The sequence below is a fragment of the Pseudomonas sp. W15Feb34 genome, from assembly GCF_023127765.1.
GTDB lineage: Bacteria > Pseudomonadota > Gammaproteobacteria > Pseudomonadales > Pseudomonadaceae > Aquipseudomonas > Aquipseudomonas synxantha_A.
The window spans coordinates 21,407-38,300 of the sequence record NZ_SPKN01000033.1; the positions used below are offsets into that span (position 1 = coordinate 21,407).

The following is a 16,894-nucleotide window of genomic DNA, read 5'->3' on the forward strand; positions in this document are numbered from 1 at the left end:
GTGCGACGGCGCGCGATTATGCCTGAACTCAGGCCTCGCCGCCGATCATGCTGCGGATTTTGGTGGCCAGCAGGTCGATCGAAAAGGGCTTGGCGACCATGTCCATGCCGTCTTCCAAAAAGCCCTGGCGCTCAGCGGCTTTCTCGGCATAACCGGTCATGAACAACACCCGCAGGCCGGGGCGATGCTGGCGCGCGATTTCCGCCAGTTGCCGGCCGTTCATGCCCGGCAGGCCGACGTCGGTCACCAGCAAATCCACGCGCAAATCCGACTCCAGCAGCGGCAGCGCGGCACGGGCGTCGGCCGCCTGGTGCGCGGTATAGCCCAGTTCATCGAGGACGTTGACCACCAACATGCGCACCGCCGGGTCGTCCTCGACCACCACCACGGCTTCACCGGCCAGGGCCACCGGGGCTTCGGTGAGGCTGACGGGCAGGTCGCTTTCCAGTGCGGTGCCGTGCAGGCGCGGTAGGTACAGGCGCACGCAGGTGCCCTGGCCCGGTTCGCTCTGGATCGTTACATGGCCGCCGGACTGCTGGGCAAAGCCGTAAATCATCGACAGCCCGAGGCCGGTGCCTTGGCCGATAGGCTTGGTGGTGAAGAACGGGTCGAATGCCTTGGCGAGAATTTTCGGCGCCATGCCGCTGCCGTTGTCGCTCACGCCGAGCATTACGTAGTCGCCGGCCTTGACCGGCTCCAGGGTGGTGATGTCGGTGCCGTCCAGGTAGCTGTTGGCGGTTTCGATCAGCAACTCGCCGCCGTCGGGCATGGCGTCGCGGGCGTTGATCACCAGGTTGAGCAGGGCGTTTTCCAATTGGCTGGCGTCGGTGTTCACCGGCCAGATGTCCTTGCCCAGTTGCACCTTGAGCGCGATATGCGCGCCCTTGGTGCGCTGGAACAGATCTTCCAGGGATGCCACCAGCTGGTTGGGGTCGATGGGGCGGCGGTCCAGCGACTGGCGCCGCGAAAACGCCAGCAGGCGGTGGGTAAGGGCGGCGGCGCGATGGGCCGAGGATACGGCGGCATCGGCAAAGCGGCCAATCTCATCGCTGCGCCCGGCGGCAATATAGCGCTGCATCAGGTCCAGGCTGCCGATGATGCCGGTGAGCATATTGTTGAAGTCATGGGCAATACCGCCGGTGAGCTGGCCCACCGCTTCCATCTTCTGCGCATGGCGCAGGGCGTCTTCGGCGCGTTCACGCTCGAACATCTCGTTCTGCAGGCGCTGGTTGGCCTCGGCCAGCGCCTGGGTACGCTGGGCCACACGCTCTTCGAGGTTCTCGTTGAGATGACGCAGGGCTTCCTCGGTGAGTTTGCGTTCGGTCTCGTCGATGACAAAAATGTAGAAGCCGTTCACCGAACCGTCATTGCTGAAGCGCGGCAGGTATTTCATCAACGCGTGGCGCGGGCGGCCGTCGCGATGGGGCGTGAGGGTCATGAAGCTGCACGCCTTGCCGTTCAGGGCCGCTTCGATCTTGTCGATTCTCCCGGCATACACCTCATCGCCGAGCACTTCGCGGATGGTCCTGCCGTACAGCTCCTGGGGCGTCTTGCCGTACCAGTCGAGGTAGGCGCTGTTGTTCAGGCGAAAGCGCTGCTCATGGTCCACGTAGCCGATCAACACCGGCATGGCGTTGATGATCAGTTGCAGCTCGGTCTGGCTCTGGCGCAGCGCCTGTTCGGTGTGCTTGCGCTCGGTGAGGTCCAGCGCGGCGCCGAGGAAGCGTGCGGGTCGGCCTTGTTGGTCCTTGTAGCAGCGGCCACGGGCAAACACCCAGCGCACCTGGCCGTCGGCTTGCAGCAGGCGGTACTCCTCGGCGTATTCAGTGCCGAACGTGATGCAATGCTTGATGCTGCGCGTGACCATGCCACGGTCTTCGGGATGTACGCCGAGCAGATAGGCGCTGATGGGCAGCAGGCCGGCGTCACTCGGGTCGACACCGTGCAGGTAGGCGAAATGTGCATCGGCGATAAAGTGGTCTTCACCGATGTCCCAGTCCCAGGTGCCCACGGCATCGGTCGCCGCCAGTGCCAGTTGCAGGCGCTGCTCGGTGTTGTGCTGGGCCTTGAGGCTCGCTTCGGAACGCTGCTGCAGTTCCAGGGTTTTGCTGCGCCGTTCATTGGTTTCGATGGCGGTGACCAGGATGCCTGCCACCTGGCCACTTTCGTCGCGCACCGGGCTGTAGGTCAGGTCGAGCCAGATTTCGGTGTCGCGACATTCGCGTTGCAAGACAAAACGCTGCTCGCTGAAGGTGCGTACCTGGCCGCCGAGCACCGCATCGTAGACCGGCGCAGCAAAGCTTTGCAGCTCCGGCCAGGTCTGATGCGCAGGCTGGCCCAGGGCGCCGGGGTGCTTGTTGCCCACCAGTTGGGCAAAGCCATCGTTATAAAGTTGTATGAGTTGCGGGCCCCACAGCAGCACCATCGGCATCGGCGAATGCACGACGATATCGACGGCGGTACGCAGGCTCTGCGGCCAATCAGTGGCCTCACCGAGGGGGCTTTGCGCCCAGTCCAGCCGCTTGATCAATGCAGCGGCTTCGCTACCGGTGGATGTTCCATTCATGAAAAAAAGCCCTGAGCACGACGCTTTGAAAAATAACCACATCCATTGTCCCAAGGATCATCAATGGATGACTACCCCGGAAAAATAGCACGCATTGACGGCTTTTCTTCAAAACAGCGGTTCAGCGCTGAAACCTTTCATCTAAAAATCCAGTTCAGGGCGTCGGCGAAACTGCTCCAATGCCTCGGGATTGGCGAGGGCATCGGTGTTCTTTACCGGCTCCCCATGTACCACGTTGCGCACCGCCAACTCCACGATCTTGCCGCTGATGGTGCGCGGGATATCCGTGACAGCGAGGATCTTGGCCGGTACGTGGCGCGGCGTGGTGTTGGCGCGGATCACCTGGCGGATCTGCTGTTGCAGCGCTTCATCCAGCTCGACGCCGTCATCGAGGCGCACAAACAGCACCACACGTACATCGTCCTGCCAGCGTTGGCCGATGGCGAGGCTTTCCAGCACCTGTGGGACTTTTTCCACTTGGCGGTATATCTCGGCGGTGCCGATGCGTACGCCGCCAGGGTTGAGCACCGCGTCTGAGCGCCCATGAATCAGCAGGCTGCCATTGGTCCGCTGCTCGGCATAGTCACCCTGGGCCCATACGCCGGGGAACTGGCTGAAATAGGAGGCGCGCAGCTTGTGCTGGTTCGGGTCGTTCCACAGCCCAATGGGCATGGCCGGAAAGTGCCGGGTGCAGACCAGTTCGCCTTTTTCCCCGATCAGCGGCCGGCCCTGGTCGTCCCACACCTCGATGGCCATGGCCAGGCTCTTGCATTGCATCTCACCGCGCCGCACCGGCAGCACCGGGTTGCCGATCACGAAGCAGGAGACGATATCGGTGCCACCGGACATCGACGACAGGCACAGCTCGTTCTTGATCTCGCGGTACACATAGTCGTAGCTCTGGGGTGACAGCGGCGAGCCGGTGGAAATCAGGCCTTTGAGGCTGCTCAGGTCGTGGCTCAGGCGTGGCCGCAACCCGGCTTTCTCCAGGGTAGCGAGGAATTTCGGGCTGGTGCCGAATACACTGATTTTTTCCGCATCGATCAAGTCGATCAAACGCTCGGGGCCGGGGTGGAACGGTGAGCCGTCATACAGCACCGCCGTGGCGCCCATCGCCAGCACCGACACCAGCCAGTTCCACATCATCCAGCCGCAGGTGGTGTAGTAGAACAGGCAGTCCTCGCGGCTCAGGTCGGCGTGCAGGCCGTGTTCCTTGAGGTGGGTGAGCAGCACGCCGCCGGTGCCATGGATAATGCATTTGGGGATGCCGGTGGTGCCGCTGGAATAGAGGATATACAGCGGATGTTCGAACGGCACTGCGACAAATTCGGGCACGCCGCCGGCCTGATAGAAGTCGTCCCACAGCGTGACACGGGCTTGGCTCAGATAATCGTCGACCTGTGCCTGAGGCCGGGCGTACGGCACGATGATCAGCTGTTGCAGGGAGGGCAGGCGCGCAAGGATTTCATTGAGCTTGGCGCTCTGGTCGATGTTTTTGCCTGCATAGCGGTAGCCGGCGCAGGTAATCAGCACTTTGGGTTCGATCTGGCCGAATCGATCGATGACGCCCTGGGTGCCGAAATCCGGCGAAGAGCATGACCAGATCGCGCCGAGGCTGGTAGTGGCAAGCATACCCACCAGGGTTTGCCAGGTGTTGGGCATGCACGCGGCCACCCGGTCACCCATGCCCACCCCGGCTGCCCGCAAGCTTTTTTGCAGGCCGGCAACATGTTCCGCCAGTTGCGCATAGCTCAACTGTTCACGTTGGCCGTCTTCGCTGACAGCCACCACCGCAGGATGATTGTCGCGGCGGCGCAACAGGTGTTCGGCAAAGTTCAGGGTGGCGCCGGGAAACCATTGGGCGCTGGGCATCTCGATGTCTTCGATCAGTGTGACGCTGGGCGGGCTGCGAAACTGCACGTCGAAGAACGCCACAATCGCCTGCCAGAAGTCCGGGCGCTGGTCGATGCTCCATTGGTGCAGGGCAGGGTAGTCGTGGAGGTGCAGGTCGTGGCGTTGGTTGATGAAGCGACGGAACTGGTCCATCCGTGTGTTGGCGATGCGTTCGGGCGAGGGTTGCCAGAGGATGTCGGACATAGCGAAATCTCTTGTTCTAGTATCGGTCTTCCAAACAATAGCGTTCCAATGTGGGAGGGGGCTTGCTCCCGATAACGGTGGTTCAGCTACAAATGTCTACCCTGACACACTGCTATCGGGAGCAAGCCCCCTCCCACATTTTGATCTCCGGTGTCTGGGGGGTTATTGGGCCAGCCAGCCACCGTCGATATTCCACGCCGCACCGCGCACTTGGGCGCCAGCTTCGCTGCACAAAAACAGCACCAGCTCACCCAGCTGCGACGGCGTCACAAACTCCAGGGACGGCTGCTTTTCAGCCAGCAAATCCTGCTGCGCCTGTTGCGGGTCGATCCCACTGGCCACGCGATCATCAATCTGCTTCTGCACCAGCGGCGTCAGCACCCAGCCCGGGCAGATCGCATTGCAGGTCACATTGCTGGTGGCGGTTTCCAGGCCCACCACCTTGGTCAGGCCGATCACGCCATGCTTGGCCGCCACGTAGGCAGCCTTGCCCACTGAGCCGACCTGGCCGTGCACCGAGGCGATATTGACGATACGCCCCCAGCCCTTGGCCTTCATGCCCGGCAGGCTCAAACGTGTACTGTGGAACACCGAGGACAGGTTGATCGCGATAATCGAATCCCAGCGCTCCACCGGGAAGTCTTCCACCGCCGCCACATGCTGGATGCCGGCATTGTTGACCAGAATATCCACGCCACCGAACTCGCGCTCGGCGTAGGCGAGCATGTCGGCGATCTGCGCCGGGTCGCTGACATCCGCCGGGTGATGCCCGACCTTGCCACCAAACGCCTGCACCTGGGCGATCACCGCGCTGGCGTCGCCAAAGCCGTTGAGAATCAGGTTGGCGCCGGCCTTGGCCAGGCTCAATGCTATCCCTAAGCCGATGCCGCTGGTGGAGCCGGTGACCAGGGCGGTCTTGCCATTCAAAGTCGTCATGAAAACCTCACACAATGCCGGTGGCATAGAAAGTACCGATCACCACGAACACCGCGAGGGTCTTGATAATCGTGATGCCGAAAATGTCCTTGTAGGCTTCGCGGTGGGTCAAGCCGGTGACCGCCAGCAGCGTGATCACCGCGCCGTTGTGGGGCAGGGTGTCCATGCCGCCGCTGGCCATGGCCGCGACCCGGTGCAGCACTTCAAGAGGGATATTGGCCGCATGGGCGGCTGAAATAAAGCTCTCGGACATCGCCGCCAGGGCAATGCTCATGCCGCCGGAAGCCGAGCCGGTGATGCCCGCCAGCAGGGTCACGGTAATTGCTTCGTTGACCAGCGGGTTGGGGATGCCCTTGAGCCAGTCCGCCAGTACCAGAAAGCCTGGCAGCGAGGCGATTACTGCGCCAAAGCCGTATTCCGAGGCGGTGTTCATTGCCGCCAGCAGCGCGCCGCTGACCGCACTTTTACTGCCTTCGGCCAGCTTGCTTTTGATCGCGGAGAAGCCGAACACCAGTACCACGATAATCCCCACCAGCAACGCCGCCTGCACCGCCCAGATCGCGGTGAGCTTGGCGATTTCGGTGGTCACCGGCGCGCTCATGCCTGGCAGGCTGAGGCTGTGGGTCTTGCCGTACCACTGCGGGATCCAGTGGGTAAACAGCAGGTTCATTACCCCGACCAGAATCAACGGCGACAGCGCGATCCAGGGATTGGGCAGGCTGAGGTTCTCGGCGGTTTCCGGCTCGTTACGCAACTCGGTGCCATAACCTTCCCCGGCCCGCTGGGCCTTGTTGCGCTGGCGGGCCAGGTAGAGCATACCGGTGCAAAACACGAAGATCGTGCCGATCAGCCCCAGCCACGGCGCCGCCCAGGCAGTGGTGTTGAAGAAGGTACTGGGGATGATGTTCTGGATCTGCGGCGTGCCGGGCAGGGCGTCCATGGTGAACGAGAACGCGCCGAGGGCGATGGTTGCCGGGATCAGGCGCTTGGGGATATTGCTCTGGCGAAACATCTCCGCCGCGAACGGGTACACGGCAAACACCACCACGAACAGCGACACGCCGCCGTAAGTGAGCAGGGCGCAGACCAGCACGATCACCAGCATTGCCTGGCGCGTGCCCAGCAAGCGGATCGCAGCCGCCACGATCGAGCGCGAGAAACCCGACAACTCGATCAGCTTGCCGAACACTGCGCCGAGCAGGAACACCGGGAAGTACAGTTTGATAAAACCGACCATCTTTTCCATGAACACCCCGGTAAAGGCGGGGGCGACGGCTGATGGGTCGGTGAGCAGCACCGCGCCGAGGGCGGCGATGGGGGCGAACAGGATAACGCTATAGCCACGGTACGCAGCCAGCATCAGCAGCGCGAGCGCGGCCAGGGCAATGATCACACTCATGGTGTGTCTCCATCGGATTGTTATTGTTGTGGGGTGAAGCGGTGGGAGGGCTATAGCTAGATGTGTGCCATGTTATTAACTATTTGAAAAACAACAATATTTTCAGAATTTTCAACAGCGCTTTGAAATTTTATCTCTATTTTGAGACAAGCAAATACCTAATGTGGGAGGGGGCTTGCTCCCGATAGCAGTGGGTCAGGTACAGATGCTCAGCCTGACACACTGCTATCGGGAGCAAGCCCCTCTCACAATGGATTGTCTTTGTATTGAGAATTGGGTCTCAATATGGAGACTGGGTCAGGCCCAGCGCCACCATTTTCTTGTACAGCGTCGACCGCCCAAGCCCCAACTGCCTGGCGGCCTCTACCACATTCCCTGCGCACGCCTGCAACGCCGCACCAATCACCTGCCGATCAAACCGCTCCCGCGCCGCCGCAAAGGTTTCACCCTCGATCGCGTCCACCGGGCCACGGACTACTGGGCTGAACGTACCAATCGCTGCACGAACCTGCGCGGCATTCAACATCAGGTCATCACTAAGCAACGCCGCCCGCTCCAGCACATTGCGCAGTTCACGGATATTGCCCGGCCATGCATGTTGTGCGAGCAACGCCAGCGCCCCATGGTCGAGTTCGTGCTGGCTGCGCAGCTCTTCGAGGATCGCCTCGCTCAACGCCGGAATATCCTCCAGCCGCTCACGCAACGGCGGTACCTGGATCGGCAGTACGTTGAGGCGGTAATACAAATCCGCACGAAACTCGCCACGTTTGATCGCTGCCTCCAGATCCATGGATGTCGCCGCAATCACCCGCACATCGCTGTGCAGCATCTCGTTGGAGCCCACCGGTTCGAATTCCTTTTCCTGCAACACCCGCAGCAATTTGCTTTGCAGCGGCAGCGGCATGTCGCCAATTTCATCGAGAAACAGCGTGCCGCCCTGGGCGATCTGGAACTTGCCGGGGCGACCCTTGCGGTCGGCGCCGGTAAATGCACCGGGTGCGGTGCCGAAGAACTCCGCTTCGAGCAGGTCATGGGGAATCGCGGCGCTGTTGATGCTCACGAAGGCTTTGTGCGCCCGCGGTGACGCACCGTGGATAGCCTGGGCGAGCAGTTCTTTGCCGGTGCCGGTTTCCCCCAGCAGCAACACTGGCGACTCGGCACTCGCACTGCGCCGCGCCCGGCGCTTGACCTCCAGGCTTGCAGCGCTGGTGCCGATAAAATGCGCGAAGTTGTATTTGCTTTGCCGCGAGCGCAGCAGCGAGCGCGTCGAGGCCAGCTCTTGCTGCATGCTCAGGTAGCGCTCGATCAGCGGTGACAGGTTGCGCAACTCATCGAACAGCGCAAAGCCAATCGCACCGATCACCACTCCGGCATCGTCGTGGATCGGCAGGCGCATCACCACCAGCGGGCCCTTGGGGGTGTCCTGGATATCCAGCAGGATCGGCCGGTCGTTGTGCACCACCTGGCGCAACAGGCTGTTGGAAATCACCTGCTCGCAGGGCTGGCCGATGGCCTCATCGGCGCTGTGCAGGCCGAAACGCCTGGCGTAGCGCTCGTTCATCCACACGATGTTCGCGTCGCGGTCGACGATGACCGTGCCTTCGCTGGACTGCTCGATGATCTCGAACAACGACTGAATGGCCAGGCCGCGAACGTGTTGATAATCCTTGAGGCTGGTACTCATGGAGGCAGAGTCCTGTTGATCATCACAAAGGGATGTGCGCTGCAGCCAGCAGTTCTTTGGTATAGGGGTGCTGGGGCGAATCAAACACATCATGACTGGCACCGCGCTCCACTACCTTGCCATCCTTGACCACGATCATGTCATGGGCCATGGCGCGCACCACGGCCAGGTCATGGCTGATAAACAGATAAGTCAGGCCATATTTGTCCTGCAGTTCACGCAGCAACGCCACCACTTGTTTCTGCACCGTACGGTCCAAGGCCGAAGTGGGTTCGTCGAGCAGCATCAGCGCCGGTTTGAGCACCAGGGCGCGGGCGATGGCGATGCGTTGGCGCTGGCCACCGGAAAACTCATGGGGGTAGCGATGCCGGCTGGCGGGGTCGAGGCCCACGTCCTTGAGCACCTGGATCACCTGGGCATCGCGCTCGGCCAGGCTGCATGGCGCATGCACTTCCAGGCCTTCGCTGATGATCTGCTCGACCGACATGCGCGGGCTGAGGCTGCCATAGGGGTCCTGGAACACCACCTGCATCTGCTTGCGCCACGGGCGCATCTGCTGATGGTTGAGCGGGTCGAGGGCCTCACCCTGGAAGCGGATGCTGCCGGTGGAGTCAAGCAAACGCAGGATCGCCTGGCCCAACGTCGATTTGCCTGAGCCGGACTCACCGACAATCCCCAGGGTCTTGCCGCGCTGCACGCTGAGGCTGATGCCGTCGACCGCACGCAGGTAGGTCTTGCGCCGAAACAACCCGCCGCCCAAGGGGAAATCGACGTTGAGGTTGTCTACTTGCAACACCGTCTCGCGCGCATCGCTGCACAGCGCATCGCCCGTGGGCTCGGCGTCCAGCAGCAGGCGGCTGTAAGGGTGCTGTGGGGCCGTGAACAAGGTCTGGCAGTCAGCCTGCTCGACAATTTCCCCGGCGCGCATCACGCAGACCCGCTGGGCGATACTGCGCACCAGGTTAAGGTCATGGCTGATCAGCAGCAGCGACATGCCCAGGCGTTGCTGCAAAGACTTGAGCAGCAGCAGGATCTTGCGCTGCACGGTCACGTCCAGCGCGGTGGTGGGCTCGTCGGCAATCAGCAACTCCGGCTCGCAGGCCAGGGCCATGGCGATCATCACCCGCTGGCGCTGGCCGCCGGACAACTGATGCGGGTAGGCCTTGAGCCGTTCCTGGGGTTTCTGGATACCCACCAGCTCCAGCAGTTCGAGAATCCGCGCCCGCGCCTGCTTGCCGCCCAGGCCCTTGTGCAGCAGCAGGGTTTCGCCGATTTGCTTTTCGATGCTGTGCAACGGGTTCAGGGACGTCATCGGCTCCTGGAAGATCATCGCAATTCGGTTACCGCGCAGTTTTTGCAGGGTAGACGGCGCTGCACCGTTCAACTCCTGGCCACGATACTTGATCGAGCCCGTGGTTTCGGTACCGGCTTGCGGCAGCAGTTGCAGGATTGAATGGGCGGTCACTGACTTGCCCGAGCCCGACTCACCCACCAGCGCCAGGCACTCGCCGGGGCGCACATCCAGGCTCAGATTGCGTACCACGGTCTGGCCGCTGAACGCGACGCACAGGTCGCGGATTTCGATCAGGTTCATAGGCAATTACTCATGAGCGAGGGTCGAAGGCGTCACGCAACGCCTCGCCGATAAACACCAGCAACGACAGGATCAGCGCCAAGGTGAAAAACGCGGTCAGGCCCAGCCAGGGGGCTTGCAGGTTCTGCTTGCCCTGGGCGATCAGCTCACCCAGGGACGCGCTGCCAGCCGGCATACCGAAGCCGAGGAAATCCAGGGCGCTCAAGGTGGATATCGCCCCGGTCAAGATAAACGGCAGATAGCTCAGCGTCGCGGTCATGGCATTGGGCAGGATATGCCGGCGAATGATCTTGGCGTCGCCCAGGCCCAGGGCGCGCGCGGCCTTGACGTACTCCAGGTTGCGCCCGCGCAGGAACTCGGCGCGCACCACATCCACCAGCGCCAGCCAGGAAAACAGCGCCATGATCCCCAGCAACCACCAGAAATTCGGCTCGACGAACCCCGACAGGATAATCAGCAAGTACAGCACCGGCAGGCCGGACCACACCTCCAGAATGCGCTGCCCGAGCAAATCCACCCAGCCGCCGTAGTAACCCTGCAACGCCCCGGCGGCAATGCCGATGGCGGCGCTGATGGCGGTCAAGGCCAGGGCAAACAGGATCGACACCCTTGCGCCGAAGATCACCCGCGCCAGTACATCGCGGGACTGGTCATCGGTGCCCAGCCAGTTCACCGCCGACGGTGGGCTCGGGGCAGGGCGGGTCAGCTCATAATTGGGGGTGTCGTCGCTGAAGGGAATCGGCGGGAACAGCATCCAGCCGCCGTCCTGCTTGATCAGCTTTTGCACATAGTCACTGCGGTAATCCGCCTGGAACGGCAGCTGCCCGCCGAACTGCTGTTCGGTGTAGCGCTTGAACACCGGAAAATACAGTTCGTTCTTGAAGCTGAGCACCAAGGGTTTGTCATTGGCGATCAACTCGCCGCCCAGCGTCAGGATAAACAGGCCGATAAACAACCACAGCGACCACCAGCCACGCCGGTTTTTCTTGAAGCGTTCGAAACGCCGACGCGCAACGGGAGACAGGTCAAGCATCAGGCGTTCCTCGCAGCAAAGTCGATACGCGGGTCCACCAGGGTGTAGCAGAGGTCACCGATGAGTTTTATCAAAAGGCCGAACAGGGTGAAGATAAACAGCGAGCCGAATACCACCGGGTAGTCACGGGACACTGCCGCCTCGTAGCTCATGCGGCCCAGGCCGTCGAGGGAGAAGATCACTTCGATCAGCAGTGAGCCGGCAAAAAATACGCTGATAAACGCTTGGGGAATCCCCGAGATCACCAGCAGCATGGCATTGCGAAACACATGGCCGTACAGCACCCGGCGTTCGCTCAGGCCCTTGGCACGGGCGGTCACCACGTACTGGCGGGTAATCTCATTGAGGAACGAGTTCTTGGTGAGGATGGTCAAGGTGGCAAACCCGCCGATCACCAGCGCCGTCACCGGCAAAACCAGGTGCCAGAAATAGTCGGCAACCTTGCCCACGGTGCTCAGTTCGGCAAAGTTTTCCGACACCAGCCCGCGCACCGGGAACCAGTTCAGCGACGTACCGCCGGCGAATACCACAATCAGAAACATCGCAAACAGGAACGCCGGCATCGCGTAACCGATCACGATGGCCGTGCTGCTCCACATGTCAAAGCTGCTGCCATGGCGCACGGCCTTGCGTATCCCCAAGGGTATCGACACCAGGTAGGTGATCAGCGTCGCCCACAGGCCTAGGGAAATGGTAACTGGCATCTTTTCCAGGATCAGGTCGGTCACCGTCGCGCCGCGAAAGAAACTGTTGCCGAAGTCCAGCTGGGCGTAGTTCTTGAGCATCAGCCACAGGCGTTCCGGTGCTGACTTATCGAAGCCGTATTGTTTTTCGATGTCCTTGATCAGCTTCGGGTCCAGGCCACGACTGGCCCGGGAGCCGCTGATACCTTCGCCGGATGCGCCCGCTACACCGCCGCCGCCAATGCCTTGCAGATGGGCAATGGCCTGTTCCACCGGCCCGCCGGGCGCGGCCTGCACGATCACGAAGTTCACCAGCAGGATGATCACCAGCGTCGGGATGATCAGCAGCAGGCGCCGTACGATATAGGCAAACATCAACGGGCTCCTCCGCGTTTTTTCAGCTCGACCTGCATTTGCTCGTTAGTCAGTGGCGTGGGGCTGACTTCCCACCAGGTTTCCAGGGCTTCGTCATTCTTCGCCTCGATCGCCGGGCGGCCGAAACGGTTCCACCACGCGGCGGAGGTGCCCGGGGGGTAATAGTTGGGGATCCACAGGTAATTCCATTGCAGCACACGGTCCAGGGCGTGGGCGTAGGTGAGCATCTGCGCCTGGGTGTCGGCCTTCACCAAACCGTTGATCAGCGTATCGACGGCCGGATCCTTGAGTGCGATGTAGTTGTTGGCGCCCGGATCGAACGCAGCGGCGGAGCCGAAGTAGTTGTACAGCTCCATGCCGGGCGAGGTGGTGACCGGAAAACCGGTGACGATCATGTCGTAGTCACGGGCCATCAGGCGGTTCACGTACTGCGACGAGTCGATGCGGCGGATATTGAGGGTGATGCCGATCTGCGCCAGGTTGCGCTTGTAGGGCAGCAACAGGCGCTCAAGCCCGTTCTGGACGTTGAGGAAGGTGAACTCCAGCGGCTCGCCCTGGGCGTTGACGAGTTTGTCACCCACCGGTTTCCAGCCAGCGTCCTCAAGCAGTGCCAGGGCTTGCAGTTGTTTATCGCGGATCATGCCGCTGCCGTCGGTGACCGGGGCCTTGAATACCTGGGTAAACACTTCATCCGGGATTTGCCCGCGCAACGGTTCCAGGATCGCCAGTTCTTCCTGGGTCGGCAATTGGCTGGCCGCCAGCGGGCTGTTGGAAAAGTAGCTTTGCTGGCGGATGTACAGGTTGCGCATCATTTGCCGGTTGGCCCATTCGAAATCCCACAGCATCGCCAAGGCCTGGCGCACGCGGCGATCTTTGAAAATCGGCTTCTGCACGTTGAACACATAGCCTTGGGCCGGTTGCGGCATCTCTTTGGCCAGGTGTGCGCGCTGCAGGCGACCATCGTCCAGCGCCGGGCCGTTGTAGCCGATGGAATAGCCGGTGGCGGAGAATTCACGGTTGAAGTCGTAGGCGCCGCCGCGCAGCACCTGGCGCGCCACTTCGGTGTCGCCGAAGTATTCCAGGCTCAGGTGATCGAAGTTGTACAGGCCACGGCTGACCGGCAAATCCTTGCCCCACCAATCCGGATCGCGGGTAAAGGTGATGGTGCTGCCGGAGTCGATCTTGCTGACCTTGTACGGGCCGCTGCCCAGCGGGGCTTCGTAGCCGCCGCCATTGGCAAAGTCGCGGGTCTTCCACCAATGCTCCGGGAACACCGGCAAGGTGGCGATATCCAGGGGCAGGGTGCGGTTGTCGTTGCTGGAGAAGTCGAAGCGTACCTGACGCTCGCCTTCGACTTCGACGTGCTTGACGTCGGCAAACAACGTGCGAAAGCGCAGGCTGCCTTGGGTCATCAGCAGATCGAAGCTGTAGCGCACGTCTTCGGCTGTAATCGGGGTACCGTCGGCGAAACGCGCCTTGGGATTGAGGTAGAAACGTAGCGACAGGCCGTCGTCGGCGCGCTCCATTTTTTCTGCAACCAGGCCATAAACGGTGTAGGGCTCATCCAGCGAGCGCAGCGCCAGGGGCGCATACACCCAGCCGTCGACCTGAGACACGCCAATACCTTTGTCGATATACGGCAGCACATGATCAAACCGCCCGACCTCCAGCGCCGAGCGCCGCAGGCTGCCGCCCTTGGGCGCGTTGGGGTTGGCATAGTCGAAGTGGCTGAAACCGGCGGGGTACTTGGCGGGCTCGCCGTAAACCGTCAGGTAGGTTTGCGGGGCCGCGATCGCCGCAGTGCTGGCCATCAGCAGGGCCAGGGTGGAGCAGAGCAGAGATGAAAAAGCCAATCGCATTATCAGCCTTGAACGCCGGGTTAAGAAGAATAGGGATTTGTACGCTAACGGCCTGGGCATCGCCAGTCATCACATGCACAACGGCCCGCCAAAGGGCGGGCCGTTGTTTATCGCATCTGCGCCGATTGAATCAATCCTGGCGGCTGGTGACTTCCAGCAGGTGATAACCGAACTGGGTTTTCACCGGGCCCTGCACGGTATTGACCGGGGCGCTGAATACGACAGTGTCGAATTCCTTGACCATTTGGCCCGGGCCGAACGAACCCAGATCACCGCCCTGGCGGCTGGATGGGCAGGACGAATTGGCTTTGGCGATTTCTGCGAAATCAGCGCCGCCTTCGATTTGGGCCTTGAGTTCGTTGCACTTGTCTTCAGTGGAAACGAGGATGTGACGGGCGGTGGCTTTGGCCATGGGGAATAACTCCTAGAGTAAAAAACGGTGAGCGTACCGGATTCAGGCGGTTATTTCCTGGCAAAGTTCCGCTGTTGTTCAGTCCTGCCTTTTTCAGCGTGGCGGTTCAAGGCAACACGATGTAGTCGTTGCGCTGCACGATCGGTTGGTGCGGCCCCTGCACCAGGTGGATGTAACGGCCGTCCACCAAGTCGATCGGCAGGCAGTCGTCAATATCCAGCACGCCGTCGGTGTGGGCCTGGGACCAGTGGCGCAGCATCTGCTGCTTGCCCTGGCTCATGGCCTGCTGTTTGTTACGAGCGACTACCAGCAGGTAGTGATGGGCCTCGCCGAAACTATGGGCTTCATAGCCCCCGAGGTTGATGAAGTACAGGCGGGGCGCGTCGCCATGAGGCGCCAGATGGCTCAGTTCAACTTTCCAGCCGTCGACGCCGTCGACCGCCATCCATGAGTCGATGTGCACACCCTTGGGGCTGCCAAACCAGGCGTCGCGCAATTGCGGGTAGCTGGCCTGCAACGTATCCGCCACGGCGAACACTACATCGTGTACTTCGATTTTTGCCCGTGGATGCTTGCCCCCGAGCATGACGACAAACAGCATTACCGGTGATTCCTGGCGACTGGCGAAAGGGCAACCATACTGCGATTGAACCCTTTTGTCCGCTCAATGCCACATTGTTAATCAGCACACTCACCAGGAGGTTGTCATGCGTACCATTGATCTGGCCGGTGTTCCCGTCCCTGTCATCGGCCAGGGGACCTGGCGCATGGGCGAAAACCCAAGCCGGCGCCGCGCCGAAGTTGCTGCGCTGCAACTGGGTATAGATGAGGGCCTGACGCTCATCGATACCGCCGAGATGTATGGCGACGGCGGTGCCGAAGAGGTGGTCGCAGAGGCGATTCGTGGCAAGCGCGACCAGGTATTTCTGGTCAGCAAGGTCTATCCGCATAACGCCAGCCAAAAGGGGGGGCCTCGCGCCTGCGAAGCCAGCCTTCAGCGCCTTGGCACCGATTACATTGATTTGTATCTGTTGCACTGGCGCGGCCAGTACCCACTTGAAGAAACTGTCGAAGCGTTCGAGCGTTTGCGCGAGGCCGGCAAAATCGGCCGCTGGGGTGTTTCCAACTTCGATGTGGCAGACCTGCAGGAGCTCGCATCCCCTGCATGTGCGACCAATCAAGTGCTCTACAACATTGAAGAGCGCGGGATCGAGTTCGACCTGTTGCCATGGTGGCAACAGCATCATTTACCACTGATGGCTTATTGTCCCATCGCCCAGGGTGGTGAGCTGCTGTCGAGCCCGACCCTCAAGCAGATCGCACGTCGCCATGAGGTCACACCGGCCCAGGTATCGCTGGCGTGGGTCCTGCGTCAGGAGGGTGTCATCGCAATCCCCAAGGCGGTCACACCTGAACACATCCGACTCAACGCCGCAGCTGCGAAGCTGGTGTTGGATGAACATGACCTGGACGCTATCGATCGTGTGTTCGCAGCGCCCAAGCGTAAGCACCCATTGGCGATGGTGTAACCGGCCAGCAGGAACGGCGCCTTCCCTGGCAGCTGTTCCCGCTCTAGCCGTGGTTAGCCGGCCACTGGGCTGCGCCAGTCGTCCGAGCCGGAAGTTCCGGCCACTTCGTGAGTCCAGATGATCTTGCGATAGGTGAAGTGCACATCCTCCAGATGAGTGAAGTGGGCGTTGTCGGGGTCCTGGCAGTTGGGCATGCGTGACTGGATGTCCACGATAGTCGCACCCTCCAGTTCAATGGTGAAGTAGTGCTCCTGGGTTCCGGCGGACGAGGTGCGCAGCCATTCGAGGCGGCAGGAGACTTCTTCACCGCTGGTCAGGGCGCTGAACAGCAACGGTGACGATTTATCGAAAACCTTGCTGATCATCAGCGGCTTGTGCACGCGCTGACCTGTCGGCTGGCCCGATTGCGGATCGCGAGGAATGATCACCTGATGGGCAAATGCCTGGACCAGTATCTGATCCTCATGACCTTCCTGATAAATGTTGCCTACCGAGTCCTGAGTAAATGTGCCTGCCGTGATCAAACCTTGTTTGACTCCGGTGATGGAGAGGTACGCGGGTGTTGGCATGATTGGTTTCCTTGCCGGGTTGAGTAGGTTTTGCCGAACAGCGAAATGGCTGAACGGGTAGGTGCCTATAACCTATAACAAGAAGCGTGCCTGAAAGTGTGAAGTTCAATGAAATAAGGGCGAGCACTGTTTGGTGTGCTGCGTATTGGGTTTTTATT

At 61.2% G+C, this 16,894-nt stretch carries 13 protein-coding genes; 1 reads left to right on the top strand and 12 read right to left on the bottom strand.

Features of this window, described 5'->3' with window-relative positions; translation table 11 throughout:
• Window positions 1-28 precede the first annotated feature (28 nt).
• From E4O97_RS16245 to E4O97_RS16295, 11 genes are all read right to left on the bottom strand, one after another.
• Entirely contained in the window at window positions 29-2,566 is a 2,538-nt protein-coding gene (locus E4O97_RS16245) for a PAS domain-containing protein (RefSeq protein ID WP_248161738.1), read from the bottom strand.
• A gap of 141 nt (window positions 2,567-2,707) precedes the next feature.
• Window positions 2,708-4,663 carry an acetoacetate--CoA ligase gene (locus E4O97_RS16250; protein ID WP_248161739.1) on the bottom strand — a complete coding sequence of 652 codons (1,956 nt, stop codon included), beginning with the start codon at window positions 4,661-4,663 and terminating at the stop codon, window positions 2,708-2,710.
• Between the two features lie 162 nt (window positions 4,664-4,825).
• Complete coding sequence (locus tag E4O97_RS16255; protein ID WP_032876062.1) at window positions 4,826-5,599, bottom strand: 3-hydroxybutyrate dehydrogenase; 774 nt, start codon at window positions 5,597-5,599, stop codon at window positions 4,826-4,828.
• Between the two features lie 7 nt (window positions 5,600-5,606).
• Window positions 5,607-6,998 (bottom strand): GntP family permease, encoded by a 1,392-nt coding sequence (locus E4O97_RS16260; RefSeq protein WP_005788811.1) that lies wholly within the window; start codon window positions 6,996-6,998, stop codon window positions 5,607-5,609.
• Between the two features lie 280 nt (window positions 6,999-7,278).
• A complete protein-coding gene (locus E4O97_RS16265) occupies window positions 7,279-8,682 on the bottom strand; it encodes a sigma 54-interacting transcriptional regulator (protein WP_248161740.1) in 1,404 nt (467 codons plus the stop codon).
• A gap of 22 nt (window positions 8,683-8,704) precedes the next feature.
• Window positions 8,705-10,276, bottom strand: coding sequence for an ABC transporter ATP-binding protein (locus tag E4O97_RS16270; protein WP_248161741.1), 1,572 nt, complete (start codon window positions 10,274-10,276; stop codon window positions 8,705-8,707).
• Between the two features lie 10 nt (window positions 10,277-10,286).
• Window positions 10,287-11,309, bottom strand: coding sequence for an ABC transporter permease (locus tag E4O97_RS16275; RefSeq protein ID WP_005788807.1), 1,023 nt, complete (start codon window positions 11,307-11,309; stop codon window positions 10,287-10,289).
• Window positions 11,309-12,367, bottom strand: a complete 1,059-nt coding sequence (gene yejB / locus E4O97_RS16280; protein ID WP_032876053.1) for a microcin C ABC transporter permease YejB — start codon at window positions 12,365-12,367, stop codon at window positions 11,309-11,311. Before yejB ends, E4O97_RS16275 begins: the two co-directional genes overlap by 1 nt.
• Window positions 12,367-14,226 (bottom strand): extracellular solute-binding protein, encoded by a 1,860-nt coding sequence (locus E4O97_RS16285; RefSeq protein ID WP_248161742.1) that lies wholly within the window; start codon window positions 14,224-14,226, stop codon window positions 12,367-12,369. The genes yejB and E4O97_RS16285 overlap by 1 nt, the downstream gene beginning before the upstream one ends.
• Window positions 14,227-14,356: 130 nt before the next feature.
• Window positions 14,357-14,638 carry a peptidylprolyl isomerase gene (locus tag E4O97_RS16290; RefSeq protein WP_005788801.1) on the bottom strand — a complete coding sequence of 94 codons (282 nt, stop codon included), beginning with the start codon at window positions 14,636-14,638 and terminating at the stop codon, window positions 14,357-14,359.
• Window positions 14,639-14,744: 106 nt separating this feature from the next.
• Window positions 14,745-15,239, bottom strand: a complete 495-nt coding sequence (locus tag E4O97_RS16295) for a DUF1543 domain-containing protein (RefSeq protein ID WP_032876046.1) — start codon at window positions 15,237-15,239, stop codon at window positions 14,745-14,747.
• 106 nt (window positions 15,240-15,345) lie between these two features.
• Here E4O97_RS16295 and E4O97_RS16300 point away from each other — a divergent pair, with 106 nt between their 5' ends.
• Window positions 15,346-16,167, top strand: coding sequence for an aldo/keto reductase (locus tag E4O97_RS16300; RefSeq protein ID WP_248161743.1), 822 nt, complete (start codon window positions 15,346-15,348; stop codon window positions 16,165-16,167).
• A gap of 53 nt (window positions 16,168-16,220) precedes the next feature.
• Here the strand turns inward: E4O97_RS16300 and E4O97_RS16305 are convergent, their stop codons facing one another.
• Entirely contained in the window at window positions 16,221-16,736 is a 516-nt protein-coding gene (locus E4O97_RS16305; protein WP_005788794.1) for an Hcp family type VI secretion system effector, read from the bottom strand.
• Window positions 16,737-16,894: the final 158 nt, after the last annotated feature.